The organism is Endozoicomonas elysicola (assembly GCF_000710775.1).
In the GTDB taxonomy this organism is placed as follows: domain Bacteria; phylum Pseudomonadota; class Gammaproteobacteria; order Pseudomonadales; family Endozoicomonadaceae; genus Endozoicomonas; species Endozoicomonas elysicola.
On sequence record NZ_JOJP01000001.1, the window covers coordinates 3,507,894 to 3,533,629 of the forward strand.

The following is a 25,736-nucleotide window of genomic DNA, read 5'->3' on the forward strand; positions in this document are numbered from 1 at the left end:
CTTACGAGTTACAACTGCCGTCAAAAAGGTACCGTCCATGCCTGAAAATGCAGCAACTGATGAAGCCCCATTAAACTCTGAAGTACCGCTTCGCGAGATCTGTGATCTTTCAGGCCCCAGAACGTTCCCAATCGTAGGTAATCTGATCGGACTGGATATGCATGCCCTTCACTTCCAGCTGGAACAGTGGTGTGACCAGTACGGTGCCTTGTTCAACATTAAGCTGGGCCCAGAGCGCTTTACCGTCGTAGCCGATCCAGAAACCATCCTGCAGGTACTGAAACAGCGCCCTGATCGATTCTCCCGCATCAGATCCATTAAACCGGTATTTCAGGAACTGGGAATTCACGGTGTATTCAGCATGGAAGGGAGTGAATGGAAATCCAATCGAAAAACCACGGTTCGGGGTCTGGATGCACGGCATCTGCAACACTTTTACCCAACCATTATTCAGACGACCCAGCGGTTAAAAAATCGCTGGCAAACCCTGGCATCAAAACACCATCCCGTATCCGTCCAGGAGGATATGATGAAGATGACCGTGGATGTCACCACTGCCCTTACCATGGGGTACGACATCAACACCCTGGAAAATGATCATCTGGAGTTTCAGGTACATCTGAAGCGCGTTTTTCCGGTTCTCTGGAAGCGGCTGAACTCTCCCTTTCCTTACTGGCGATACATCAAACTTCCCGCAGACCGACGTCTGGAATACTCTCTTGAGATCATTCGTAAACACGTCTTTAAATTCATCAGCCAGACGCGACAGAAAATGGCTGAACATCCGGAACTGAATGAACAGCCCGGTAACTTTCTCGAATCCCTTCTGATACAAAGCGATCACAAGGGTGATACCAGTGATGACGCACTATTCGGCAGCATTATTACCATGCTGCTGGCCGGTGAAGACACAACCGCATATACCCTCAGCTGGATCGTCTATTATCTCTCCATCCACCCGGACCTGCTGGCAGAATTAAGAACAGAGCTGCAAGGCAGGGTCAGTAACCACCAGGAACCAAACTGGGAAGAACTGGACAAACTGCCATTGATGGACGCCATTATTCAGGAAACCCTGCGGCTCAAGCCAGTTGCCCCCCTGTTATATCTGACCTGTCTGCAGGATACCCAGGTGAGCGATGTACTGATTCCAAAAGGCTCATCACTGATTACCCTGAATGAATATGCCGGCAAGCGTAATCAATGGTTTCACCATGCGGAGACCTTCAACCCTCAACGATGGTTAAACCCGGAGCAGTTTCAACCTCACTCGCCGGAAACCATGATTCCATTCGGCAGTGGCCCTCGCTTCTGCCCGGGCCGTCAGCTGGCACTGATGGAAATGAAGGCAACGATGGCCATGATCTGCCATTACTTTGACTGGCAGCTGGCCACACCGGTGGGCGATATTAAAGAGGAGCTGTCGTTTGTCGTTCAGCCCACAGTTTATTCCATACAGCTGAACCCCGTTAATGCCGCGATCCGTGGCTGATTACCGTGATAAACAGATATCATTAAAACGAACGTCGATCTATAAACGGCAGAGGTTCACCCTCTTTGCTCAGGCCATTTTTCATGGCAATGCGCTGATTTTTACGTCCCAGCAAGCGGGCCTGTACCCAGCGCTCCCAACGGAGAGCCTTCCAGGTATCTGCCTTCCAAGTCTTCTTGAACAGGTATTTCGCCGCCGCAACCGCATCCGGTGACTGCTGACAGATAGAACGGGCAAGTTTCTCGGCTTCAGCCATTGGGTCTTCAGCCAGCCGACTGATCAAGCCATATTCATGCCCTTCCTGTGCATTGAACTTACGTCCAGTCATGGTCAACTCCTGGGCAATATCAATTCGAGTCAACCGGGAGAGTGTGGCCATGCCACTCATATCTGGAATCAATCCCCACTTCATTTCCATGATAGCGAGGTTAGCATCCGGGTGGGCAATGCGAAAATCCGTGGCCAGGATAATCTGCATCCCACCGCCAAAGCAGTTACCGTGGACGACGGAAATGACCGGCACCGGCAGGTCACGCCAGCAATGAGCAATCTCCTGTGCAATATTCTGCTTGGTCCAGGGCAACTTCAGAAAAACTTTCGCCACAATACTCGGGTCTTTATTGACCGCCTGAAAATCCAGCCCTGCACAAAAAGAGGGCCCATTGCCAGAAAGAATCACACAACGAATCGAGCGGTCCTTACGAACCTTTCTGGCGGTGGCAATCATGTCGCGAAACATGGCCATATCAAGGCCATTATGCTTCTCAGGGCGGTTCATGGTGACATAGGCAATGTGTTCCCTGACTTCACAGAGCACACGGGGTTGATCAGGCATGGTTACCTCAACAGCAGCCGGAATTATTATTATCGAACCGCATGATTCCATAAATCAGATACTGTCGCAAAATATCAACCAGGACTGATCAACTATTACCCACTTTATCAGTGATCACAGAATAATCCCGGAACCGGTGTCTGTGTAATGACATATTTTCCTTCCAGATCTCGATACACAATAGCGCTCCAGATCGTGCCATTCTCCAGCTGAAACTCCAGTGCGTAATTCACGCCATTTACTATCTGGGAGTGAACCGCAAGCATCTTTTTCAGTTTCGAGGGCTTTTCCATCCCTTTGATCACTAGCTCTACCGCTTTCTTAACCTCAGGGGTTGCTTCAGATTTAGTCCACCCTCCAGGCCTGCTTTCCATAGATTTGCAGATCGCCTCGGCTGTTTTATTATCAACATCCGGTTTATCTTCAGGCTTTTCACAACCCGTAAGAATAAGGACCACAGCCACAGCACAGATCATTTTTACGTTCATCGAGTACACCCCATCTTGATCAGTAACCAGAACAGTTTACTGCACAAATAAAGCTTATGAGTTTGATCTACTCCAGCACTATCATCAGATGAATAACTTGTGATGTAAGAATTTCATCGTTTTGTGTCAAAGCATTTAATAGCTATATTTTTAAAGCCTGATTACCTGTACATATAGCCAATGGACATTTGAATTCAAAAAAGAACAGTTGGGCCAAGCCATGCTGACAACCCTATCCATAGCAAACTATCGCTCCATCATGTCACTGACTTTGCCACTGGGTTCACTGAACCTGATTACGGGACCCAATGGCAGCGGTAAATCCAATCTCTACAAGGCATTGCGGCTGCTGGCCAAAACTGCCTCTGGCGGTGTCGTCAACTCACTCGCTGAAGAAGGTGGCCTGCACTCCACCTACTGGGCTGGGCCGGAAGAACTGACCAATGCCATGAAGCGGGGTGATGTAGATATCCAGGGAACCCAACGGAAAAATGTCGTGCGACTCAAGCTGGGCTTTGCCAGTGAGAGCTTTGGGTACACCATATCCCTTGGCCTGCCCATTCCCCACCAGTCAGCGTTTACCTTTGACCCGGAAATCAAACACGAATGCATTTTCAATGGCCCCGCCTATCGACCAGCCACCGCACTGGTGGAGCGCAAGGGCAACATAGTCAAAATCCGCCATGATCGACAATGGGAAGTGGTAACACAGCATATTCCCAACTTCGATAGTCTGTTTGATGCACATGCTGACCCATCCAGTGCTGCAGAAGTCTTTCATGTGCGTGAGATGATTCGCAGCTGGCGGTTTTACGACCACTTCCGAACCGATGCCGAGGCTCCGGCAAGGAAACCCCAGCTGGGCACTCGGACACCAGTTTTACACCACGATGGCCGAGATCTGGCCGCCGCTTTACAGACCATCATTGAAATCGGTGACCGCAAGGCACTGGATACCGCCATAGAGGATGCGTTCCCGGGCTGCCGGCTTCGTGTAGTTACCACCGAAGACAGCCGTTTTTCACTGGAGTTTTACCAGAAAGGCTTACTGAGACCACTGACGGGCGCTGAACTGTCCGATGGTACCCTGCGTTTTATTCTCTGGATTGCCGCGTTGCTGACACCAAGACCACCCGCCCTGATGGTACTGAACGAACCTGAAACCAGCCTGCACCCGGATTTACTGCCCGCATTGGCCCGGTTGATTGTGCACGCGTCAAGAAATTCCCAGATCTGGGTAATATCCCATGCCAATCGATTGATAAACGCACTGAACAAACATGAGGAATGCCATTGGATCGAACTGGAAAAGCACCTTGGGCAAACGGAAATCAAAGGTCAGGGTATTCTAGATACTCCCAGCTGGCACTGGCCTGACTAAAAATTTCCAGACCATTTTTTAACCACAAAGACCACAAAGCACACTAAGAAAGATTATAAGACTTAATATTGACCGCTTTGTGAGCTCTGTGATCTTTGTGGTTCAAACTGCCCGCTCTTGCACCCACCCTGCCAATCAACCAACATAAACGCTATGACGGGTAACTGCAGTCATCTGCCAATCCAGAGCAACAACGAGGAGAAGAACCATCACAATGGCCAGTCACCAGCAACGGGTACTGATTCTGTTTGCCCATCCATCCCAACACCGATCGGAGGTAAACCTCCCGTTGTTTAAGGCCAGCCAGGGTTATGAGCAGGTCACTGTCGTGGATCTCTATAGTGAATATCCAACCCTGCGCATCAATATCGAGAAGGAACAACAGCGTCTGCTGGAACACGATGTGGTCGTCTTTATGTTCCCGCTCTATTGGTACTCGACCCCCGCTATTCTGAAAGAATGGCAGGATCTGGTGCTGGAATACGGTTTTGCCTATGGTCGGGATGGCGTTGCATTAAAAGACAAAGTATTTCTATGTGCGCTCACTGCCGGAGGGGCAGAAAAAGCCTATCACGCCGAAGGTTATAATCACTTCACCATTCGCGAGCTATTACAGCCCCTGGAACAGACGGCTAACCTGACGGGTATGCACTACCTGCCACCCTTTGCATTGTTTGGTTCCCGCACTGCGGCAGAAGAAAACCGTATCGAGCACCATATTCATTGCTGGCAACAGCTACTACAGGCTCTTATTGAAAATCGGATCGACGTTACTAAAGCCAGCAAATTAAACACACTGACCGAACAGCTTGAATTCATTCTCAAGGACTGACCATGACTGCATATTTTATTCAGGCATTTATCTATCTCTTTGCCGCAGTCCTGCTAGTACCACTCGCCAAACGGCTCGGTCTGGGCTCTGTGCTGGGCTACCTGATTGCAGGCGTGATCATTGGTCCATTGACCGGACTTGTCGGGCAGGAAACCACCACCATTCAACATTTTGCAGAGTTTGGCGTGGTCATGATGCTCTTTCTGGTAGGGCTGGAATTACAACCCCAAGCACTCTGGTCGATGCGCCACAAACTGCTGGGGTTGGGCGGACTGCAGGTTACCATGACAGTGGCTGTCGTCACGGGCGTCGCCCTGGCCTTTGGTCTACAGTGGACCGTAGCGCTGGCCGTTGGACTTATCTTCTCATTGTCGTCTACGGCAATTGTGCTGCAAACATTTAGTGAAAAAGGCCTGTCCAAAACCGAAGGGGGCAAGAGTGCCTTTTCGGTTCTGCTGTTTCAGGACATCGCCGTTATCCCCATGCTGGCCTTTATTCCACTGCTGGCACTGCCAGAACTGCAGTCAGCTGCTGCACAACTGACTCAAGCAGCAGCACATCACGAAGAGCTCAGCCTGGTGGCCCACCTACCCGCCTGGGCAACAGGATTGATTGTCCTCGGCACCATTAGTGCCCTGATTGCTGCAGGACACTTTCTGAGCCGTCCACTGTTCCGCTATGTTGCCGATTCCGGGCTGAGGGAAGTGTTCACTGCAACCGCTCTCATGCTGGTGATTGGGATCGCGGCTCTTATGGGGCTGATTGGTCTTTCTCCAGCACTGGGTACCTTTCTGGCCGGTGTAGTTCTGGCCAACAGCGAGTTCCGCCATGAGCTGGAGGCGGATATCGAGCCATTTAAAGGCATGCTGCTCGGCCTTTTTTTTATCACAGTAGGGGCCGGCATCAACTTTGAGATTCTCTCCAACAGTCTGGTCACTATTGTGGGTCTGACACTGGGGCTGATGCTCACCAAGGCACTGGTGCTCTTTGGCCTTGCCATGCTGTTCCGGGTTCATCACAGTGACCGCTGGCTGTTTACCCTCAGTCTGGCTCAGGCTGGTGAGTTTGGGTTTGTACTGCTGAGCTATACCGTTGCCGAACACGTCATCCCAAACGATCTGGCACAGATGCTTTCCATGGTGGTCGCCCTCTCCATGTTCCTGACTCCAGCCCTGTTTATCCTGTTTGAAAAGGTCATTCAGCCCCGATACCAGAAAAGCGACGATGGCCGGGAGCCCGATACCATTGACCAACAAGGACCAGTGATCATTGCTGGCATTGGTCGCTTTGGTCAGATCGTTAACCGCCTGCTGGTTGCCAATAACATACCGACGGTTGTTCTGGATCATTCCGCCGCGCAAGTGGATGTAATGCGCAGCCTGAATATCAAAAGCTTCTATGGCGACGCCAGTCGCCCGGACCTGTTACACACCGCCGGTATTCATGAAGCCAGCCTGATGATTGTTGCCATTGATGACCGAGCCCGAGCACTGGAGCTGGTTGAACATGTGAAGCAGAACCATCCCCATATCAAGGTGCTCGTGCGTTCTTTTGATCGTGCCCATAAATACGAACTGCGGGATGCTGGTGCTGATCTGATCGTCAGTGAAACCTACCACTCCGCCCTGAATATGGGCACCCATGCGCTGGAAGCCCTGGGCTTTCACCCATTCCACGCGGAACAGATGCGCCAAAACTTTGTTGAGGTGGATAACAGCAACTGCCTGAAACTCTATGAAAGCTGGCGGGCAGAAGATGAATCACGCAGCTTTGGGGATCACTACCGCGACCTGTTTATTAAACTGGAAGGATTGATGCGGGATTCCATGAAAAAAGACAGGGCCGACAGACACACCAAATCGGAACGGGGCTGGACACCACCACCAAAGGACTATTTGAAGGATTTCGAAGCTGATTGATTGTTTTTAATAACCACAGAGATCACAAAGCACACAAAGTAAAAGGAAAGGCTATTTACTATAATGCCCTTGTGGAACGCTTAGGCTCTGTGGCTCACGTATTTCATCTTTAATAACCACAGAAAGCACAAACACACGTAGGAAAGCGTATTCTAAAAAAACTTTGTGTTCTTTGTGCTCTTCGTGGTTCAGGTTTTGAATTTGTAGTCTCCGCAACCTCCAACTTTGCAGAATTGCCAATCTCCACTTATACCTTATGACGGCAGCCTGAACATACGTCACAGGCTGTGCTTTCTGTTTCTGGTCATGAGGATACCAGTATGTCCAAACGTCGCCTGACTTCTGTATCAGGAGCCCCGGTTGCTGATAACAATAACGTCAAAACCGCCGGTCCCCGGGGACCGATGATGCTGGAAGATGTGTGGTACCTGGAAAAGCTTGCTCACTTTGCCCGGGAAGTGATTCCGGAACGGCGAATGCATGCCAAGGGCTCCGGTGCCCATGGCACCTTTACCGTGACCCACGACATCACGAAATACAGCAAAGCCGCCATTTTCTCGGAAGTTGGTAAGGAAACCCCGATGTTAATCCGCTTCTCAACGGTGGCCGGTGAGCGCGGTGCGGCTGACGCCGAACGGGATATCCGTGGCTTTGCCATGAAGTACTACACCGACGAGGGCAACTGGGACCTGGTGGGCAATAACACACCGGTCTTCTATCTGCGCGACCCATTAAAATTTCCAGATCTGAACCATGTGGTCAAACGGGACCCACGGGACAATATGCGCAGTAACGCCCATAAGTGGGACTTCTTCTCCCATCTCCCCGAATCCCTGCATCAGGTCACCATTGATTACAGTGACCGGGGCCTGCCCCACTCTTATCGCCATATGCACGGTTTTGGCAGCCACACCTTCAGCCTGATCAACAGTAACAATGAACGACACTGGGTGAAGTTCCATTTCCGCTGCGAGCAGGGCATTGAAAACATGATGGACGATGAAGCCATGAAAGTGGTGGGTATGGACCGTGAATCCAACCAACGGGACTTGTTCAACGCCATTGATCGGGGTGAATATCCCCGCTGGACCATGCAGATACAGGTACTGACCGAAGACCAGGCTAAACAACTGCCTTACAACCCTTTTGACCTGACCAAAGTCTGGCGCCATAAAGATGCCCCCTTGATGGATGTGGGATACTTCGAGCTGAACCGCAACCCGGACAACTACTTTAACGAGGTTGAACAGGTGGCTATGAACCCGGCCAGTGTGGTGCCCGGCATCAGCTTCTCTCCGGACAAAATGCTTCAGGGCCGATTGTTCTCCTATGGTGATGCCCATCGCTACCGTCTTGGGGTAAACCATCACCAGATTCCGGTGAATGCGCCCAAATGCCCCTTCCACAATTACCACCGTGACGGCGCCATGAGGGTGGACAGCAACAGTGGCGACAGCATCACCTATGAGCCCAACAGCTTTGGGCTGTTCCAGGAATCCCCTGAAACCGCCGAGCCACCACTGGCTCTGGAAGGAACGGATGACCATTGGAACCATCGGCAGGATGATGACTACTTTTCCCAGGTGCTGGCCCTCTATAACCTGCTCAGTGAAGAGGAACATCAGCGGATTCATCAGCGTATTGCCAGTGAACTGGTGACTATTCCCCAGGATATTGCCGAACGGCAGCTGAAGTTATTTGGTCAGGTTCATGAGGCTTATGAGGCGGGAATTCGTAAGGCGATGGCGATGAGTGGCTAGTTTCTATTAATTAACTGCAAAGGCACAAAAACGCAGAGGAAACGCTTTTCTGCCCGACTCTGTGCTCTCGATAAAGTGGTAAGAACTCTTCCAGAAGATACCTCAAATTCAGGCGGGTACCGATCAGCCCTACAGGGTTCCCGCCCCCTTCCCCAACTCCCCTGGTAACCATTCACACCTCTGATATAGGACCTTTGCCTTTTGTGATACGCCTTAAGCAGCATTACCTTCGTCGATGTGATCTTCGGAAGAAGCGTACTGAAGTTCTGAATAAACAAGGGCAGGAGCAGGTTCAGGAATCTGCCTTAACGTTGGAATGCTATGAGTGGTATCACGCCGGGCTGATTTGGGTACAGGGTTCGGGTTGTCAAAGGTAAACTGCGACGCGTTTTTATCACTCTGCCCCGTTTTCGGTGTTTCCACTTCTTCTAGAGTACTGAGATGACGGACCCGGGGCGGGACCATACCCGGTTGCGATTCATTCTCAGCTATTGACAATACACTACCAGAATCGGGTGAGCCTCCCGCCGATGTTAAGTCATCATACTGGTACTGTAAGTGTTGATTAACCAGCGGGATGTGTTGAGGTAGCACATTAACAGAAGGCGGGATATCCGGTGCTTTCGGAAGATTCTTTATCAACTCAACAATACAGGGTCGTTCCAAAGCTTCTGAAGCCATTATTCTGTTATCTGGGTCAATCTGCATCATGTCAGTAAACAGTTTACTGATATCGTCCCCCAACACATTTTTTATTTCTTTAGCAGCCAAATCAATCTCATAAGTAATGCCACTACGGATTATCTTGTCATTCATGGCTATCAGTTGAATATGGTTATCATTAAGAGGTATCAGCTTTTGGCGGGTTACCAGTTCTGCCAGTATGCAGCCAATAGACCATATATCAACCTTTTCAGCACGGGGATTAATAGATGGTCTGTTATCTTTAAGTATTAATGTCTCTAGGGGCATATAAGGAAGAACCAGCACTGGTAAAAGCGGTTCTTCCCCCAGCCCTCGAGCCAGACCAAAATCGCACACTTTCACGCATCCATCTTGATAAAGTATATTATCGAGTTTAAGGTCGGAATGGATAATACCCTCTCCCGTTAAATAGTCTGTGACAATCAGTAGCTGCGCAAGAATCATTTTGATGTTTTCTGGGTCTAGGCTGTGGTCACCCTGACTTCCCTCTATGAGTACCTTCAGATTTTTACCGCCATTTTCCATCGCCACATAAAGCTGGCTACTATCATCAAAAAAAGTACCAACTAAATTGGCTATATTGTGATGTCTGATCTTACTTAACACCCTTATCTCATTATGACCTGAAGGGCTATTCTCAACAGGTTTGGCAACACATAAAAAGTCACCGGGAATATACCGTGTTTCAACAACACCCCCCATTTCCTCAGTGAATTTTCCCGTGCCAACAACAATGTCATTATGCAGAGAAAACATTCGAACTAATTCAGGTTTCGAATATGTTTTTTCTAACTCAACTTGAGAAAGCAGCGAGCTCAGAGAATATTTTGCGTTAGGATTTGCCTGTAAAAATGCCAGATCCAAATCACCTGAGCCTGACTGAACAGGCCAACTGATGGCTGGCGTTGTCGGACAGCTTGAATGTGACTGAAAGGAAGTATTTACAGACAATGGCTGTGTCGGTGACGTAGGATGACTTTTAGAACCACCCGCTTGAGCCACTGGGACCCGTTGCATGACTAAGAGCCTTTTAGGAGGAGCTGAGTTTGACGCTGAAGTCACTGGAGTCGATTGACCTGAAGAACTGAGAGAGCATGAACCAGCGGGAAAATCAGCAGAATTTCTTTGCCTGAGCATTAGGTTTGCAGGACGATAACGGTGCTGAGCCTGTGAAGCACCATCTGGCGATGGCTGCCCCAAACGGGGATGAAAACCACCGTCAAGGGGGGCAATAACGCTCTCTGGCATAAATACTTGATTGACAGAACCACCGGAATACGAATCTTCAATAACATTAACGGTTAATGGTTGCAGATCGGTTATTTGAGAGGGGTATGGTTGCCTCTCAGAGGTTGGAGTGCCATGAGAAATTGTTTGATAAGAAGGATTGGTTTCAATCCGCATCTGTTTACCATGCAGAGCACCCAGACGACCAAATACACTCTCAGACCTATCTGAAAGCGGAAGCCCGTATTGGGGTGAAGCCAGATTACTTAAATTAGGGGGATTAGGCACTTGATAAGAGCGCACGCTTCTGCCAAAACAACTACAGGTAATACGGGAAAATTGCTGCCTCAGTCTTGAAGAAAGCGTTCTGACCTCCGTGGATCCGGAGTGATCTAAGCTTTGAGGTATCATAGCAATGCTTCCCTTTTATGCTTTCCGGTCAGCCGATCCAGCAACGGCAAAACAGACCGCCTGAAGGTATTGAACGGGTAATAATGAGTTACATCTGACACTTAGTTACCAAGAAGCAGAAATAGTTCATTTTTTATTGAAAAGGCATCGACCATGAATTTTCATGAGTTCATTTTCTGATAAAAACGGACATCACTTTTCCCAAGTGCAGGCGCTCTGTAATCTGCTGAGTGAAGAAGCACATCAGCAGATACATTAGCGTATTGCAGTGAGCGGGTGGTCATTCCCCAGGCTATTAAGCAGCGGAAGCTGGCATAATTTGGTCAGGAGGATGAGACTTATGAGGCGGGAATTTGTAGGGCGATGGCGATGAGTGGATAGGACGTTTTTATTTCTTTTATTAACCACAAAGACACAGAGCAAACGATTTTTTTCCTGACTCTGTGCTCTCTGTATCACAAATAACAAAATATTAGCCAATGCGTTTTCTGTAACTCCTCAAGCAATGTCAAATCATGATGGGAGGCTCTTTCTAGAAATCACCAGACGCAGAACTCTACTCAGGGTCAATCCGTCGATTTACAGCCCACGGTATCCAGATTGACAGTTCCCATTTGCTGAATAGCATTATCCTGGTTTGCAGGTAGACCAAGATAACAGATCTGGCCATCGTGCAATTCAACGGTCAATGTCTTGCGATCAGCTGGTGCTTCCACCTGAAAAAGTCCAAACTCATCCGTGGCCGTTTGATACAGGCCGCCCTGGATACGCGCACCAGCCAGTGGCTCCCCTTGCAACACCAATCGGCCAAACCATAGGCGCAGCGGTGTTGCCTCAAAAGTAAGCGTCACAACATTACCAGGGTACAGAGTGACATTTCGCTCCAACTCATTAAGCTCATACAAAGAAGATCCTGCAGGATTCAACGTGACCTGGTATTGATGATAAGCAGGTAACTGAACCACCGAAGGCTTGTCAGCAACGGCATAACCACGACGATACCCATCGACCCTGACATCAAACACTGCATTTCCAGACGTATCTTTATTTCTCCCCAACTCCTCCTGTTGATTCACCTTAATAACCAGGGCACTGTCTTCCAGTCTTTCGCCACCAACAGCAATGGCCGATTGATTAGCCAGAAGGCTGCTATGAAAACTGGCGGAGTAAAAACCGGTGCGGGCAAACCGGTTTCGGGTGTGGTTGGCATTCAGGTTTATCCCACCAAAACGATTATCAACATGCAGGCGGGTAAGGTAGCGCTCATCACCGGGGCCAGTCTCTGCCCCCAAATCAGCCTTGATCACACCATCCAGCAGTTCACGATCAGACCAGTTGGCAAGCACCTTCATTCGACCATGCCGATCGTGACCATCGCTGTTTCGCTGGTACTCTAGCTGTGGCAACGCATTGAAAGTCCATTGATTCCGGTTGTATAGAAACTCAAAACTCAGCAAGGCAATGTCATTATTTCCAGAGCGACTCAGTGACATCCTGATATCCACATTCAGGTCCCTGGAGCGATACAGACTTCGCCGATAGTCCAGTCCATGATTGTCTGCATCGTTTACCGGTTCTCGATAATGATTATGAAAATAACGATAACTTAAAACACCGCTCAGCAGGGAAACGCTGGCTGAAAATGAAGTTTGCTGAAAGGCACTGCCCAGCAACGTCGGTTGCGAATCCAGTCCAGAATTAGCCAACACCGAAGTATCATCACGCCACAACCGATAGTAGCTACCACTGATTGATACATTGTCTGACCACAGGCGCCCGGAAATACCAGCTCCATAATCCCCCTGAGCAGAAACCATGAGGGATGGCACCAACTCGTGAAAACGACCCAGGTGGTAAGCGCCAGCCTCCATTACCTGACTATGCCCATCAGCAGCGACCATAACATTACCTGCCAGGGTATTCGTCAGTCGGCGATTCACGCCGGCACGGGTCAGCCACTGATCCGTTCTGTCAGGCAGTGTTCCGGGTCTGTCCCGATTCACCACCCGGCCGGTCTCAACAAAATACAACCACTCACCGACAGGAGGAAGCTGGTATTCCCTGGCAAAAAAGCGGCGTTCCTGCTGAATAACCTGCCCTGTCTCACTCCGGATAATAATGTCAATTTCGTAGGCACCATAGGGGAAAGCAGAAGTGTTCAGCTGATGATTACCGGCCTCCAGAAACCACGACTCAAGCAGTCGTCCCTCCCGGAGCACTTCGACACGTCCGCGGCTGGGCAGAAAGATATCCAGCGGCGTTCCATTGCGAAAATCAGTATCCACCCTGGTCTGGTCAGAGCTGGCTATCCTCACACCTGCAAAGCTGCGATTATTGACAAACGTGTAACCGAACCCAACGCTCTCAATAATGCCGCCACTGTATTCCTGCCCCTGGTAATTCCGACGAAGAAACGCATCCTGAATCTGAAAACGCTGATTGTTCGAATAAGAGGCATTCAGGTGCAGACTGTTTTCCTGACAGGCTAACTGACTCATCAGGTTCAACGTGTACTCATCCGTATCATCGACGCCTCGAACACCTGCCCAGACGCCATATACGTTTTGCATCATGGACCATCCGGAGTCCGAAGGTGGCAGGTAGCGAAGCACCGCCGGTACCTGAGTTGCTAGAAAATCCGGATTAATCAACAGCGTGACCCTGAAGCGGCTCTCTGAAAAAAGCATCGAAACAATTTCTGGCTTTTCGCTATCACACTGATCCCTGACTCCTGGGGTTTCAGACGTTACACAATCATCATCACCGTAATTATTTAATTGGCCAGTTAATGCAGCCCTGACGGTTTCAGGATCTTTCAGATTGGGAATAACCTTGACCACTGCTGCGGGATCGGACAGTTCAACCCACTCCGGCGTATAGGTCACCATTTGTGAGATCAGAAGCTGACCGCCGTAATAAATATCAACTAATGACTGCTGAGGTTTCAGCAACGATTCAAAACCTTGAGGTGGATTTACCTGGGCAAGCATACTCTCTGCCATCACCACAGGAACAATGGCCAGCGGAACAGAAATAACGATCGCAACTTTTATTCTTACTAATGCGGAATCAGGCACAAACAGTCGGTTATGAGTAACGGTTGAACGGGAACCTCACTGAATCAAAGGTTTTACCCTGAGCGGTTAATATCAACGGGGAGCGACGGTCAGGGTGAGTGTGTCTGTATAGGTTCCACTTTCTACCGCAGCGAGGTTGCCTTCAGGAATCTCTACTTTTAAGGTGGTTACCATTGTTGCACCACAATCAAGCGTCTGTGTGTTGGCTCCCGTGGCAGATATTGGCGTACCCGGCGTCACTTGTGGCAAAGTGCCCGAAGCAGGGATGAGTTCCGAGGCGAAAAAGACATCATACTCGACCGTTTTGCCTCCTGCCTCGCCACCTCCAGAAGGACTCAACTGAAAGGTGGCCGATTTTCCACCGGCCGTGCCATTAATGGTTAATGTATACGATCCTTCTGCAGAATTAGTATAAACACAAAAGTTTTGAGTATTAGTAAGATTACCAGTGTCGTTTACACTTGAATAATCGAAGGTAACCTCTTTCAGTTCAGATATTTTAATCACGGCCGGCATGTTTAAAGTGACAGGAATAGTACCGGTTGACGTTGTGCCTAATGTGCCATCGTTCGCTGCTCCGGTGGCAGCAAGACTTAACATAGAATATGTGGAAACAGCCACCATTGCACAAGCAATAGAAATCAGGCTCTTGAGCATACAACACCTCAATACCAATACTGACTGATCAAACAGTGTAGTTGAGGTGTTTTTTCTCTGCGTTATTTCAGATGCTTTTAATATACGACTTGCCGTCTAAGCTTAAGCCGGTGTTCTCCTGACAGATGCAACAAAGAACGGGCTGTATATCTGATTGTCAGCCCCATGGATAACGCACGTCCATGTCACTATTGATCAGGCACGTATATCGGTAATGAATCAGTCGAGCTATGTGTTATTGTGGTGCTTCTGGCTCTGCGTGGTGTGGTCTGATACCAGCCAGGCTGGCTTTGAGTTCATTAGTTACGATGCACCGGCAATGGATCTTTCCACGGCTACCCGGAAAAACATCTCATACCAATTCAGTGTCGTCTTTAGCTCACAATGCAGCCAGGGTTGCACAGGTCCACAACATTATCGGCTTGCCTTTTCAGCCACCAGCATAGGTTCCGGTTCTGGCAGCGCGCCACCGATCTCTGAGGGGCAGCTGGGCAAACTGATTAAGGGGAAAGTCCGGTTTGCAACGACGGGTGATGACACGCCAGCCGGTAAGAAAAAATTTTCACCCGGCCAGTGGTCAGGGGATATTACCGGCCATCAGAACACAACGGTAACCGCAACATTTACCGTCAGGTTCAGCACATCGCAATTACAGTCCATAGTGAACAGTGGACAGAATAGCCTGCTGTTTTACGTCGTCGGTGAAGACACTGAATCTGCCCGTTATTACGACACTCTGGCCATTAAAATACCCCTGCACACTCGGGAAGAAGTACAAATTACCGGATTGAGTGAAATCGTTCTCAATGCCGGTATACCATCAGGTACCTATCTCGAGTCCTCTATCTCCGCCTGTGTGTACAGTTCTTCAGGGAATATCAGTGTTGATCTGGATGGTGCCAATGCACCGGGAAAACCCTTCCAGCTCAGCCAGACTGACCAATGCGACGCCATGAATGCCTGTATTCCCTATGTGGTTCGAATACAGAATACCGGCCAGTCCAACTGGTTGGAATATCAGAAAAAAGGGGACCAAAAAGGTGTTTTGAACGCCAGTCGTGATCAGGGTTGCCAGCAACGGGATAACCTCACCATACAGGTGCGCATCAATAGCCAGAGCTTATACCAGACATCCGCAGGGCAATTTAAGGACACCTTAACCATTACGGTAACCCCCATGTAAAGCTGAGCAAGGGTAAATGATTCCTGAAGGCGTTCAGAATACTGAAAGCCACACTGTTCGAGTTTATTTCACTGTGACTTATCTGTCCTCTTGAGTCTGCTCAGCACTAAGCAGTACTTCCAACAGCTCAACACTCTGCCTGAGAAGTTAAGACCTTTGCCGTTTGTTTTATTGACCACAAAGGCACAGAGACACAGAAGAAACGCTTTTTTCCTGACTCTGTAATCTCTGTATCGTCTTAAGAGTCATTCTGAAAAAAGATCAAGTGCAGACTGGTAACCAGCGGCCCTCTAAGTCTCCAACCCTCCATTCCCGGTTCTCATACAACCTTTAACACCAACCAATAAACGACTTTTGTCTTTAATTAGACTATCGTACAATCATCCCGCTTTGAGTGATTACATGACAATTAAGCGATGACAATCAGCTACTAAGAACCCTGCTATTTGCGGTTATTTTTTGAACTGCAAAAAATCGACGGGCGGTAGCGTGCTTTTTTATAAACAGGCTTTGTTTTATGCCTCTATGGGTTGAGTCTGGCAGAGCATAAGATGGAAGTTCTCGATAATGCACTTCTTCTCAGCGCACTGCCAAAATATAACCAATATTACTCGTTTGAGTTAATTACGCCTAAATATTCAATATCACTCGAATGAGTTAATTGCGCCCAAATATTCAATATTACTCATTTGAGTTTTAATACAATGTTAAGCGCTTATAAGAAGAAAAACATGAAACTATTAGAAGCTACAGAAGCGATTGAGTCCCTGAACCAGGAAGAAACACTCTACGTCAAACTGCCATGGACTCCAGAATCGGAAGTTGCTCTTCGTATCGAAGATGAAGATGCTACAGTGAGTACGCCACTTGATCTCAAAGAAAAAGGCTACGAATACTTCTTGGAAGTGTATCTAACAAAAGAATTCAAAGAAGATCTATTAGAAACTGGAAAATACAATACTGAGATCGATATTTGCAATAGAATTATCCAATATGCAATAAATGATGCATAAAAGATAAAATCACAAATGCGCTTAACAAAACAATCGTGTGGGACTGCACTAACGTGCAGCCCCACATCGAGTCGTTAGCCTTAATAGTCGAGGATAGTCATGGATACTTTCGTAATACGATTAAACCCAGATCCTCGAAATCAGCAGTAAAACTAAGGATACCTAACTGCAGCTGAATATAACAAAACATATGAAAACTCCGCGATAGATGCATTTCATCAAACAGTGGATTTCTTAAACGGATCGGAGTGGGAACTTAATGCTTCCCCTTTTTCAGAAGGAGAAAAGATGCACATACGCAAGATACGAATACAGAATTTCAGGTTACTTAAAGACACCACACTAGATCTGGAAGATGAGTCAAATAACGAGCTATCCCTTTTGATAGGGAAGAATAATTCTGGCAAGACATCTTTCATCGTACTGTTTGAAAAGTTTCTGAAATCAAGGAAGTTTTACTACGATGACTTCCCATTGAGCCTGCGTGAAGACATCCATAATCTTAGTGAAAAGACAGATGAGTATTCGATAGCAATAAGACTATCCCTTAGTATTAAGTATGGCGAAGAAGATAATCTACAGAACCTTTCTGAATTCATTGTAGATCTTGATCCGAAATGCAACACGGCACGAATTTCCTTTGAAGCAACGATCAACAAATCAAAACTGCTAAAGGATCTTGATGTTGTTGCCAAAAAAAAAGATGAGTTCATCAAAAAGAACCTTTCTGATTACATTCAAGTTAGATACTACATCTTTAATGAGTACAGTGATTTTGAGCCGAAACATCGCTCGAACCTAATCCAAAAAGATGTATCTGATGTTAATAGCCTAATCAACTTGAAGATAATTCAAGCAAATAGAAATGTAACGAGTTCGGATGCAAAGCCTCAAGAGCGAAAGATACTTTCACACTTAACGACACAGTTCTACAACAGTAAAGTCAATATTTCTCATGATGAGCTAGACGGGATCAATTCATCAATCATTGAAGCAGACAGCCAACTTAGCAGTAATTACAAAATCTTTTTTGAGCCTTTCCTGAAGAATGCAAAGTCCTTTCTTGGCCTTACCGAACTAAACGTTGTATCCGACCTTCAGTCCAAGGAGGTTATGGCAAACCATTCTAAGATCACCTATGGGAAAGATAGCACCGAACTACCTGAACATCTAAATGGTTTGGGATACATGAACATACTCTATCTTCTTCTAAACATAGAGATTGAGAAGGCTGATTTTAAAGAGACTGGGCGGGATATAAACCTTCTGTTTATTGAAGAGCCTGAAGCTCACACCCATCCACAATTACAGTATGTCTTTATTGACCAAATCACAAAAACATTAAAAGGGATTAAGGGGCTTCAAGCTTTCATTTCAACTCATTCTGCTCATATCGTCAAGAAATGCAATTTCAGGGATATTCGTTACTTTCGCATCAAAAAGGACGAAGCCAATACAGATATACGAAATTTCTATATAGAGCTACAATCAAGGTATGCTGATGTAAAGAATGTTGATATCGACAAGGTAGAGAAGGAGAATTTCAAGTTTCTCAACCAATATTTAACAATTGAGTCATCAGAACTATTCTTTGCAGAAAAGATAATCTTTATAGAAGGTACTTCTGAAAAAATGCTCCTTCCATACTTTATCAATAAATTTGATCAAGATGGCATGGGTGATAAGGATGAAGTTGCACTTACTTCTCAAAACATATCAATTCTAGAGGTGGGAGCAAACGCAAAAGCATTCAAACATTTTCTCGACTTTCTTGAAATTAAGACACTCATCATTACAGATCTAGACACTACAGAGAAGAAGATCAAAAAGGGAGATAACGGTAAGGATAGCATTAGTTACACAGCATGCCCTGCAAAGGTTGGCACACATACTAGCAATGCTACCCTACGGCATTACTATAACTCACCGAAGTTTGAAGAGGTGGGCTTTTCTGCATGGATGGAAAAGCTAAAAGAGCAAAGCCATGATGATCCATCTCCATTGATCAAGATTGCCTATCAGGATGTTGAAGACGGATACCAGGGTAGAAGCTTTGAAGAAGCATTCGTTAGTGCGAATATGGACGACATAGGCAATAACCTTGAAGATGTCGACGGACTTAAAAATAAGAGCAAGTTTGATGAGTGCAAGTCTGACCCTGATAAGTTTGTTGATGTAATGCTTGATAGTAAGGGGAAGTCTAGCTTTGCCTCATCTTTACTCTATCTCGCCCTTTCAAAAGAAAACCTGAAGTGGAATATCCCTTCGTATATTAAGGAGGGGTTAAAGTGGATAGCCAAGTAACCCCACTGGAAAGAATCCAGGAATGCACAGCAAACAAGAAAAGTTTTGTTTTACAGGGAGGGGCAGGCTGTGGGAAGACAGAAACACTAAAACAAACATTACAACTCTTATCCAAAGATTATTCTAAGAAGAGAATTGCGTGTATTACCCATACCAATCTTGCGGTTAACGAAATCATCGATCGTGTAGGAGAAGGTTACAACATATCCACCATACACTCTTTTCTTGGCTCACTAATCGAGAACTACACAAAATCAATCCACGAAGTTATACATGAGATATATGCAGTAGATAAGGTAGAATTTGAGACTGAGGAGAGTTCGGGATTATCTGGCAATGAGCTTAAGAAAGCTAATCATGAAAACTACAAGAAGCCTTACAAGAAGTATGCAAAGTTAAAATACATTGCCAAAGGTCAGCCCTCCGGAAAAGAGCTTGGTAAGAGAGAGTATGACAAGGCACCGGATGATATCAGTCAGGAACTGAATAAAAATATCGATGAATTGAATGTTGAAGTTCGACAGATGATTCAACGCAAGGATCATAGGAGTATTAAGTACAATAATTCACGATTTGATAACCTCAGTGATCTTTCATTTGGACATGATAGCCTACTCAGGGTCACAAGTTTGCTCTTTCAACGCTATCCAAGGCTTGGAAAGATCCTATGTGATAAGTACGACTTCATCCTGGTTGACGAATACCAAGACACACATGAGGATGTGGTTAATGTGTTCTTAAAGCATCTCCCTAAAGATAGGCAGACAACAATAGGATTATTTGGGGATGCTATGCAAAGCATATACTCAGATGGTATAGGGGATGTGCGTGCCTTTATTGACTCAGGTGATCTTGTCGAGATACTAAAGGAAGATAACTTTCGATGTTCAGAACAAGTAATTAACTTTGTGAATATTCTTAGGGAGGATGCTCTTAGCCAAGAACTTGCATTCAAGATTAAAGATGATGGCACCAAAGAGGCCTTCAAAGATAGGCAAGGTCAGGTTAGGTTGCTTTATGCAGTCTGGGGCGATAACAAACCTCATACTAGGAGTCGTCCTGAAGAGAAGCATGCATACCTTGATTTCGTTGATAAGTTAATTGAATCGGCTGACGGTGAAGAATCCCCTCATAAGAAGTTGATGCTTACAAACAAGTCAATTGCAGGAAAGGTTGGATTTTCCTCACTCTATAAGGTGTTTTCTGATAGATATACGGAAGTCAAAGACGAGCTCGAAAGGGTACTTTCAAGCATTCAGGTACTTGATCTAGCTGAATTATGTGATGCCTATAGTGGGTCAAAAAAGAGGTACAACTTCATACTAACCGAACTAAAGAAGTCAGGGTTTGTGCTTAACAAACTTGAGGACAAAGAAAAGATTGTCGCTGCATTTGAGAAGATCGCTACGGGTGATCTAAGCATTGCTAAAACTCTTGAGGTTGCTTTTGAGGAAAAGCTGATTAGCAAGCCGGACAGTTACCTTGCATATATTGGGCGTAAGGATTCTTTCTTAGCTGAGTTGCAAAAAGACAGGGCTTACCAGAAGTTCAAAGAGAGATTCAATTCAGGAAGCAATACCATAACTAAGATGGCAAAAGAAGACCCTGAACTGACTGAAGAAGTATTCAATGAATTCAAATCCAGTCTTGATAAAGAGAGATTCTAAGAGGAACTATTCTCTGAAGCGATATCCTTTAATGAGGTAATCAGGTACTACAGATACCTAAATGAAGAGTGCGACTATATCACGATGCACAAGACTAAGGGGTCTGGTATTGAAAATGTTTTAGTTGTCCTTGATGAGTATTTTTGGACCCAGTACAAGTTTCAGTTCACTCCTGATAGTACTGAGCCTAGTAGCGTCTTTACGCCCCCAAACATGAAGCTATTTTATGTGGCATGTTCACGAACGATCAAGAATCTAACTGTTGTCAAAGTGGTAACCAGTGATGAGGAAAAACATCTACTGGCAACATTCCCGGACTTTGAAAAGGTAGTTATTGATTAGGGCAAGGGCCATCCATTATAAGAAGTGAAGAAAGGACAGGTATATCTTAACTATTGATAAGAGAGATAAATCGGCTAACAAATAGCTGCACTGGAAAAAATACTCGCTGCGCTCCTATTTTCCGGTGAGCAAAGCGTTACAGGAAGAGTAAAGCACATAAGCACCAAACTGGTTTTCATTACCATTTAAAGCCCCCCTCATCTACCTCAACACTGGAATCCAACCTTGGACTTCTCTCCTGTTCTCAGTAATGCAGTGACCATGCTTTTATGGTTTGTTCCGCTGCTGGTTGTTATCGGTATTGCCAAATCACCGTGGTTTAAGGGTGTATTGGGTGAGTTTATGGTCAATACCGCCATCAAGCTGATGCTGGATAAAAAGCATTACCATCTGCTGGATAATGTCACCCTGCCCACGAAAGATGGTTCAACCCAGATTGACCATATTATTGTCTCCCGCTTTGGTATTTTTGTGATGGAGACCAAAAATATGAAGGGCTGGATTTTTGGATCTGAGCATCAGAAGCAGTGGACCCAGAAAATCTTTAAACACACCGCCCGTTTTCAGAACCCACTGCACCAGAACTACAAACACACCAAGACGCTGTCTTCCTGCCTGGAGATGGATGACAGCAAACTGTTCCCAGTGGTGGTCTTTGTGGGTGACAGTACTTTTAAAACCCCGATGCCTGAGAACGTCACTTATGCCGGCGGCCTGATTCGTTATATCAAGTCCAAGACCAGCCCATTACTTTCCGACAGTGAAGTTTCAGAGGCTATAGAGCGTATTAAGTCTGGGCGACTGGCGCCTACGTTTAAAAACCATCGGGCGCATATCCGGCATGTACAGGAGATTAAGCAGAAGAAAGCGGCTGAAAAACCCTGCCCCAAATGCGGCAACGTAATGGTATTGCGCACCGCCAGAAAGGGTACACGGGCCGGAACCCGGTTCTGGGGTTGCACACAGTATCCCCGATGCCGTGCTGCCATTCTGCATAAAGAGGCCGTTACTTAGCCTGAAATAAGTAATAAAAAAGTCTTACCACAGAGGCTTAGGTTCTGTGTATCCGTGCCTATGTGGTAAAAAAGTTCTTCAGGGAGCGACAAACAGCCATTAACCAGCAGCTCTTATAAAACTTGCTGGCAGCCTGTGGCTTACTGCCCCAAGGGGGTCATATAGCCCGGTTACTCAACATGACTTTACAGCGTTTACACTTTTTATTTTTTTAAGTGAATACGGTAGTACTTGCTTCGTAAATTCTCTTCAGATGTACCGTCCAACCCGCAGGTTAAATGTTCAATCTGCCCCTGATTTCTGGTATTTCCATAATAACCTCTCAGTGCCCTGGCAAATTTATCATAAGTCATGCCTGGATTATTTTTATAATCTCCCCACCGTCTGGCTAATTCAGCATTGGCTTTTTGCTCCCTGATATAAATCCCATCCTGTTTACTGTGCCACTTCAACCCCTTAATTCGCACAGATTTTTCCTTATCTAACTCTTCTACCAGAAAATCAAGAATCCCCTTACCTTGCTTTTCAGATGTCTTTCTACACTTTCTTTCAATATTACCTGCAAGCTCTACGGTTCTTGGTCGTCCTCTTTTTCGTGGTTGCACAACCGTAGGGAAGATCGCTGGAAAAAAAGGAATGTCGTCTCTGTCACTATCATTGGCACTACTCACAGGTGATACAGGAGGGGCATATTGTGGTAAATGTACGTCTACCGCCGATCGAGTGGGGTCAGACATATCATCAACCAGCTCGGAGAGCCTTCTCGCCTTAATCATGGCCTGACGCTCAGTTAACTGCCCCTGGTAGGCATTTACCATCTCAGGAAAAGAGCTATTTACGCTCATTGATACTTCAGAATGGGTATCACCATCAGAATACAGTGAATCAGAATCTGAATCCTTCGCTGAAAAAGAGGTGGTCGATCCCGATGAGATAGCATCTGCCACAGGGGTGGTGGGTGCTTTTGTTTCAGCCCAGTGCGTGCTGCATGATGGCATCGACTCAAAGTCTGTCAGAGGTTGATCAGTAACCTCCCAGGGCTCAACATTTACGAACGGATTATCAAAAGTGCCTTTGTCCATAGCTTCATGAGTTAACAAAGGTACTGATGACTCTGTTTTTATCATACTATCCGCAACGGTTGACTGAGCAGAATGATCATTCCACGCATCTATATTATTGGACAGACATGATGCAGTCGGTTGATCTAAAGCGGTCGGATTTTGATCCAGAAAATCGCCGAGCAGTGTGAGTAGCTCCTGAGCTACAGCTGGTCCTCCAACATCATCCATCATCTCCACGTACTTGCTCGAGTTATAGTCATCAAATGACACTGTTGCTGATATCGGATGATGTGCAGCCAAGGCTGTATCAGCACCATGAACATTAGATCCCGTGTGTGATCCTGTCATCTCTCCAACAGGGAAGCACGACTGAATATGATTGGCGGACATCGCCCCATTGAGTAGCGCAGTCTGTTGAGCACTCATTAACAATGAATATGCCTCTGAAGCACCTGAGCTCCCGCCAACACCGGCATCAGCTGGCTGTTGAATCAAAGTCCGAGTGGGATTTATATCCACTGCGTACTTTGACTCTTCAGGTGCTACCGGTCTCTGAAAGCTGTCCATCGATATAAATGTTTCTGGTATGGGTAATTCCACCTTTGGCTCTGCACTAAACTCTTGATCATTTTGCTTAACCACAGATAAAGGTAAGCAAGGGGCAGTAGTTCGAACCGGCAGGTGAGTCAAAGGGGATTGTGACAGCCCTTGCTGCCCTCTTGAGATTTGTAGCCCCTGTGGCACGCAAGGTACCAGAGCTGGTGCCTGCTGGTTAACCCTGCCAACATTCGCATGTACTCTCTGATTAATCAGAGTTTGAATCTTTATTTGCAGTTCAAACGGTATAGCACATGGTTGGGCCAGAATATTGCACAACCTATTGAAAGGCATGTTATTAAGAAGTGCTTGAACAATATCCTGACGTCCTTTGTTATCTCTTTCAGACCATGCATACTCGAAAACGGTTTTTCCTTCACCATTTTCAACCATAGGATCCGCTCCAAACTCCAGCAGAAGCTTAGTGAGTTTTATGACTTCTTCAGCACCAATGCCATTTCCACGACGCATTAGCTGATGTAAAACCGTATTTTCTGACTTCAGCTTTTTCTTCATTTCAGGAAGTAAATTTTTAAAAGTACTGGCTTCGTCAGGACTCAGTTTTTTATTCATCAGCCCAACCAATTGGCCTGGTACCTTCTTTTTCAGGGCTGACAGCATCGTTTGAAGTACGTCATAACGTGTTCCTCCCCAGGAATGTTTTTCTTCAGAAAGCGCTTCGTGTAATGCTGTTGACCCGCGCTCCCATAAAGGGTTTGCGCCAGCGTTAATTAAAGGCTCGATACAGCGCAGAGCACCATGCATTGCAGCATTCATCAGAGGTGTAAAGCCATACTCATCCTGATAGTTTATCCAGCTCTCATCATCTCTCTTTCCTGCCATTTTCATAAGTTCGGGTATAAACAGGTTGTGCAACTGCTGATAAGTAGCATATTCCTCCTGATTACTCGAAGGGTTAGCTGATTGCCTGATGGCAATACTGAGAGGGCACTCCTTTTCTGTATCTTTTGAAGGATCCAGAATCCAGTGCACCGGATGCTTCACTTCCGATGGTTTAGCGGTATATATGGCCGAACATTCGGGTGTATGTTGTGAATAGCTATCAGGAACTTGAGGAGAGTACTCATGCTGCTGTCGCCGGGTAGGCGTGAAATTTGTATTGGATGAAACGGGGATCCTGCTATCAGCAACCTGCTTGGGTAATATCGGTACCGGATCAGGACGCAGACTCATATTTCTCTGGCCGAGGGTTACTCCTTGTAGAACAGGGGTACCGTTTTCCATTAGCAGATGAAATGGCCCAATACGAGAAGGATTGCCTGGATTATTTACATTATATTGCCCTGAAGCATGCCCTGAAGCATTGGGCCGAGCTGCTGCTGGCTCCATGGTTACTCCTGCTTTGATAATATGACCTGCACGCTTCCCTATGCCTTATAGCACTTGTCTTATTCATTTTGATGCACATCTTTGGACTGATAAAAAGCCATTCCGTTCCTGAGGATAACCAATCGGTCAGAAAAATAGAGCAGGTTTTGAGTTTTGTATTCACCCCAGATAACCAACTGCCCAGCATCCCCTTGAGATAAAAGCTATAAAAACCTGGGATGCCTTCAACAGTGACTTTTGAAATCTATTGAGCCACCAAGGCCCGAAGCTCAGTTTCTTTTTTGCTTCAGGTACTGTTGAGGAGACAGATTCATTAAAGGTGGCTGCGCTTGCGGCAATGTCAGCTACGAGATTGTTGGAAAGTAAGTGATGTCGCATTTTACCATTGTTCAATGTATCGACGTACTTTAGGCGTTGC

At 46.5% G+C, this 25,736-nt stretch carries 16 protein-coding genes; 10 read left to right on the plus strand and 6 right to left on the minus strand.

Features of this window, described 5'->3' with window-relative positions; genetic code table 11:
• Nucleotides 1-37: 37 nt before the first annotated feature.
• Nucleotides 38-1,492 carry a cytochrome P450 gene (locus GV64_RS15140; protein ID WP_020584420.1) on the plus strand — a complete coding sequence of 485 codons (1,455 nt, stop codon included), beginning with the start codon at nt 38-40 and terminating at the stop codon, nt 1,490-1,492.
• Nucleotides 1,493-1,514: 22 nt separating this feature from the next.
• On the opposite strand, the gene GV64_RS15145 is transcribed toward GV64_RS15140, so the two are convergent.
• Entirely contained in the window at nt 1,515-2,327 is an 813-nt protein-coding gene (locus tag GV64_RS15145) for a crotonase/enoyl-CoA hydratase family protein (RefSeq protein ID WP_033403609.1), read from the minus strand.
• A gap of 107 nt (nt 2,328-2,434) precedes the next feature.
• Nucleotides 2,435-2,815, minus strand: a complete 381-nt coding sequence (locus GV64_RS15150) for a cystatin domain-containing protein (RefSeq protein WP_020584418.1) — start codon at nt 2,813-2,815, stop codon at nt 2,435-2,437.
• A 220-nt stretch (nt 2,816-3,035) separates the two neighbouring features.
• On the opposite strand from GV64_RS15150, the gene GV64_RS15155 reads away from it, so the two are divergent.
• The 4 genes from GV64_RS15155 to GV64_RS15175 all read left to right on the plus strand — a co-directional run bounded on the left by GV64_RS15155 (nt 3,036) and on the right by GV64_RS15175 (nt 8,707).
• Nucleotides 3,036-4,196 (plus strand): AAA family ATPase, encoded by a 1,161-nt coding sequence (locus GV64_RS15155; protein ID WP_020584417.1) that lies wholly within the window; start codon nt 3,036-3,038, stop codon nt 4,194-4,196.
• Between the two features lie 214 nt (nt 4,197-4,410).
• Nucleotides 4,411-5,028, plus strand: a complete 618-nt coding sequence (locus GV64_RS15160) for an NAD(P)H-dependent oxidoreductase (protein WP_020584416.1) — start codon at nt 4,411-4,413, stop codon at nt 5,026-5,028.
• Nucleotides 5,029-5,030: 2 nt separating this feature from the next.
• Nucleotides 5,031-6,947 carry a monovalent cation:proton antiporter-2 (CPA2) family protein gene (locus tag GV64_RS15165; protein WP_020584415.1) on the plus strand — a complete coding sequence of 639 codons (1,917 nt, stop codon included), beginning with the start codon at nt 5,031-5,033 and terminating at the stop codon, nt 6,945-6,947.
• A gap of 320 nt (nt 6,948-7,267) precedes the next feature.
• Nucleotides 7,268-8,707, plus strand: a complete 1,440-nt coding sequence (locus GV64_RS15175; RefSeq protein ID WP_026258548.1) for a catalase — start codon at nt 7,268-7,270, stop codon at nt 8,705-8,707.
• Between the two features lie 213 nt (nt 8,708-8,920).
• On the opposite strand, the gene GV64_RS15180 is transcribed toward GV64_RS15175, so the two are convergent.
• From GV64_RS15180 to GV64_RS15190, 3 genes are all read right to left on the minus strand, one after another.
• The gene (locus GV64_RS15180) at nt 8,921-10,942 is read right to left on the minus strand and encodes a protein kinase domain-containing protein (protein WP_160171801.1); all 2,022 of its coding nucleotides are present in this window, start codon (nt 10,940-10,942) and stop codon (nt 8,921-8,923) included.
• Between the two features lie 674 nt (nt 10,943-11,616).
• Nucleotides 11,617-14,127: a TcfC E-set like domain-containing protein gene (locus tag GV64_RS15185; RefSeq protein ID WP_020584410.1), complete on the minus strand. Its 2,511-nt coding sequence runs from the start codon at nt 14,125-14,127 to the stop codon at nt 11,617-11,619.
• Nucleotides 14,128-14,199: 72 nt separating this feature from the next.
• Complete coding sequence (locus GV64_RS15190; protein WP_020584409.1) at nt 14,200-14,784, minus strand: hypothetical protein; 585 nt, start codon at nt 14,782-14,784, stop codon at nt 14,200-14,202.
• 214 nt (nt 14,785-14,998) lie between these two features.
• Between GV64_RS15190 and GV64_RS15195 the strand changes: the two genes are divergently transcribed.
• The 5 genes from GV64_RS15195 to GV64_RS15220 all read left to right on the plus strand — a co-directional run bounded on the left by GV64_RS15195 (nt 14,999) and on the right by GV64_RS15220 (nt 22,307).
• Complete coding sequence (locus tag GV64_RS15195) at nt 14,999-15,967, plus strand: hypothetical protein (RefSeq protein ID WP_020584408.1); 969 nt, start codon at nt 14,999-15,001, stop codon at nt 15,965-15,967.
• A gap of 731 nt (nt 15,968-16,698) precedes the next feature.
• Nucleotides 16,699-16,980 (plus strand): hypothetical protein, encoded by a 282-nt coding sequence (locus GV64_RS15200; protein WP_020584407.1) that lies wholly within the window; start codon nt 16,699-16,701, stop codon nt 16,978-16,980.
• A gap of 288 nt (nt 16,981-17,268) precedes the next feature.
• On the plus strand, nt 17,269-19,284 hold the full coding sequence (locus GV64_RS15205; protein WP_020584406.1) for an ATP-dependent nuclease: 2,016 nt from the start codon (nt 17,269-17,271) through the stop codon (nt 19,282-19,284).
• A complete protein-coding gene (locus tag GV64_RS15210; RefSeq protein ID WP_020584405.1) occupies nt 19,269-20,951 on the plus strand; it encodes a UvrD-helicase domain-containing protein in 1,683 nt (560 codons plus the stop codon). Before GV64_RS15205 ends, GV64_RS15210 begins: the two co-directional genes overlap by 16 nt.
• 567 nt (nt 20,952-21,518) lie before the next feature.
• A complete protein-coding gene (locus tag GV64_RS15220; RefSeq protein ID WP_020584403.1) occupies nt 21,519-22,307 on the plus strand; it encodes a nuclease-related domain-containing protein in 789 nt (262 codons plus the stop codon).
• 203 nt (nt 22,308-22,510) lie between these two features.
• Here the strand turns inward: GV64_RS15220 and GV64_RS15225 are convergent, their stop codons facing one another.
• Complete coding sequence (locus GV64_RS15225) at nt 22,511-25,318, minus strand: ETS domain-containing protein (protein WP_020584402.1); 2,808 nt, start codon at nt 25,316-25,318, stop codon at nt 22,511-22,513.
• Nucleotides 25,319-25,736: the final 418 nt, after the last annotated feature.

What these genes read in the sequence shown, in the direction of transcription:
- GV64_RS15150 (WP_020584418.1), bottom strand. Translation starts at nt 2,815, where the DNA reads ATGAACGTAAAAATGATCTGTGCTGTGGCTGTGGTCCTTATTCTTACG.
- GV64_RS15145 (WP_033403609.1), bottom strand. Translation starts at nt 2,327, where the DNA reads ATGCCTGATCAACCCCGTGTGCTCTGTGAAGTCAGGGAACACATTGCC.
- GV64_RS15165 (WP_020584415.1), top strand. Translation starts at nt 5,031, where the DNA reads ATGACTGCATATTTTATTCAGGCATTTATCTATCTCTTTGCCGCAGTC.
- GV64_RS15195 (WP_020584408.1), top strand. Translation starts at nt 14,999, where the DNA reads ATGAATCAGTCGAGCTATGTGTTATTGTGGTGCTTCTGGCTCTGCGTG.
- GV64_RS15200 (WP_020584407.1), top strand. Translation starts at nt 16,699, where the DNA reads ATGAAACTATTAGAAGCTACAGAAGCGATTGAGTCCCTGAACCAGGAA.
- GV64_RS15175 (WP_026258548.1), top strand. Translation starts at nt 7,268, where the DNA reads ATGTCCAAACGTCGCCTGACTTCTGTATCAGGAGCCCCGGTTGCTGAT.
- GV64_RS15190 (WP_020584409.1), bottom strand. Translation starts at nt 14,784, where the DNA reads ATGCTCAAGAGCCTGATTTCTATTGCTTGTGCAATGGTGGCTGTTTCC.
- GV64_RS15225 (WP_020584402.1), bottom strand. Translation starts at nt 25,318, where the DNA reads ATGGAGCCAGCAGCAGCTCGGCCCAATGCTTCAGGGCATGCTTCAGGG.
- GV64_RS15155 (WP_020584417.1), top strand. Translation starts at nt 3,036, where the DNA reads ATGCTGACAACCCTATCCATAGCAAACTATCGCTCCATCATGTCACTG.
- GV64_RS15205 (WP_020584406.1), top strand. Translation starts at nt 17,269, where the DNA reads ATGCACATACGCAAGATACGAATACAGAATTTCAGGTTACTTAAAGAC.
- GV64_RS15140 (WP_020584420.1), top strand. Translation starts at nt 38, where the DNA reads ATGCCTGAAAATGCAGCAACTGATGAAGCCCCATTAAACTCTGAAGTA.
- GV64_RS15160 (WP_020584416.1), top strand. Translation starts at nt 4,411, where the DNA reads ATGGCCAGTCACCAGCAACGGGTACTGATTCTGTTTGCCCATCCATCC.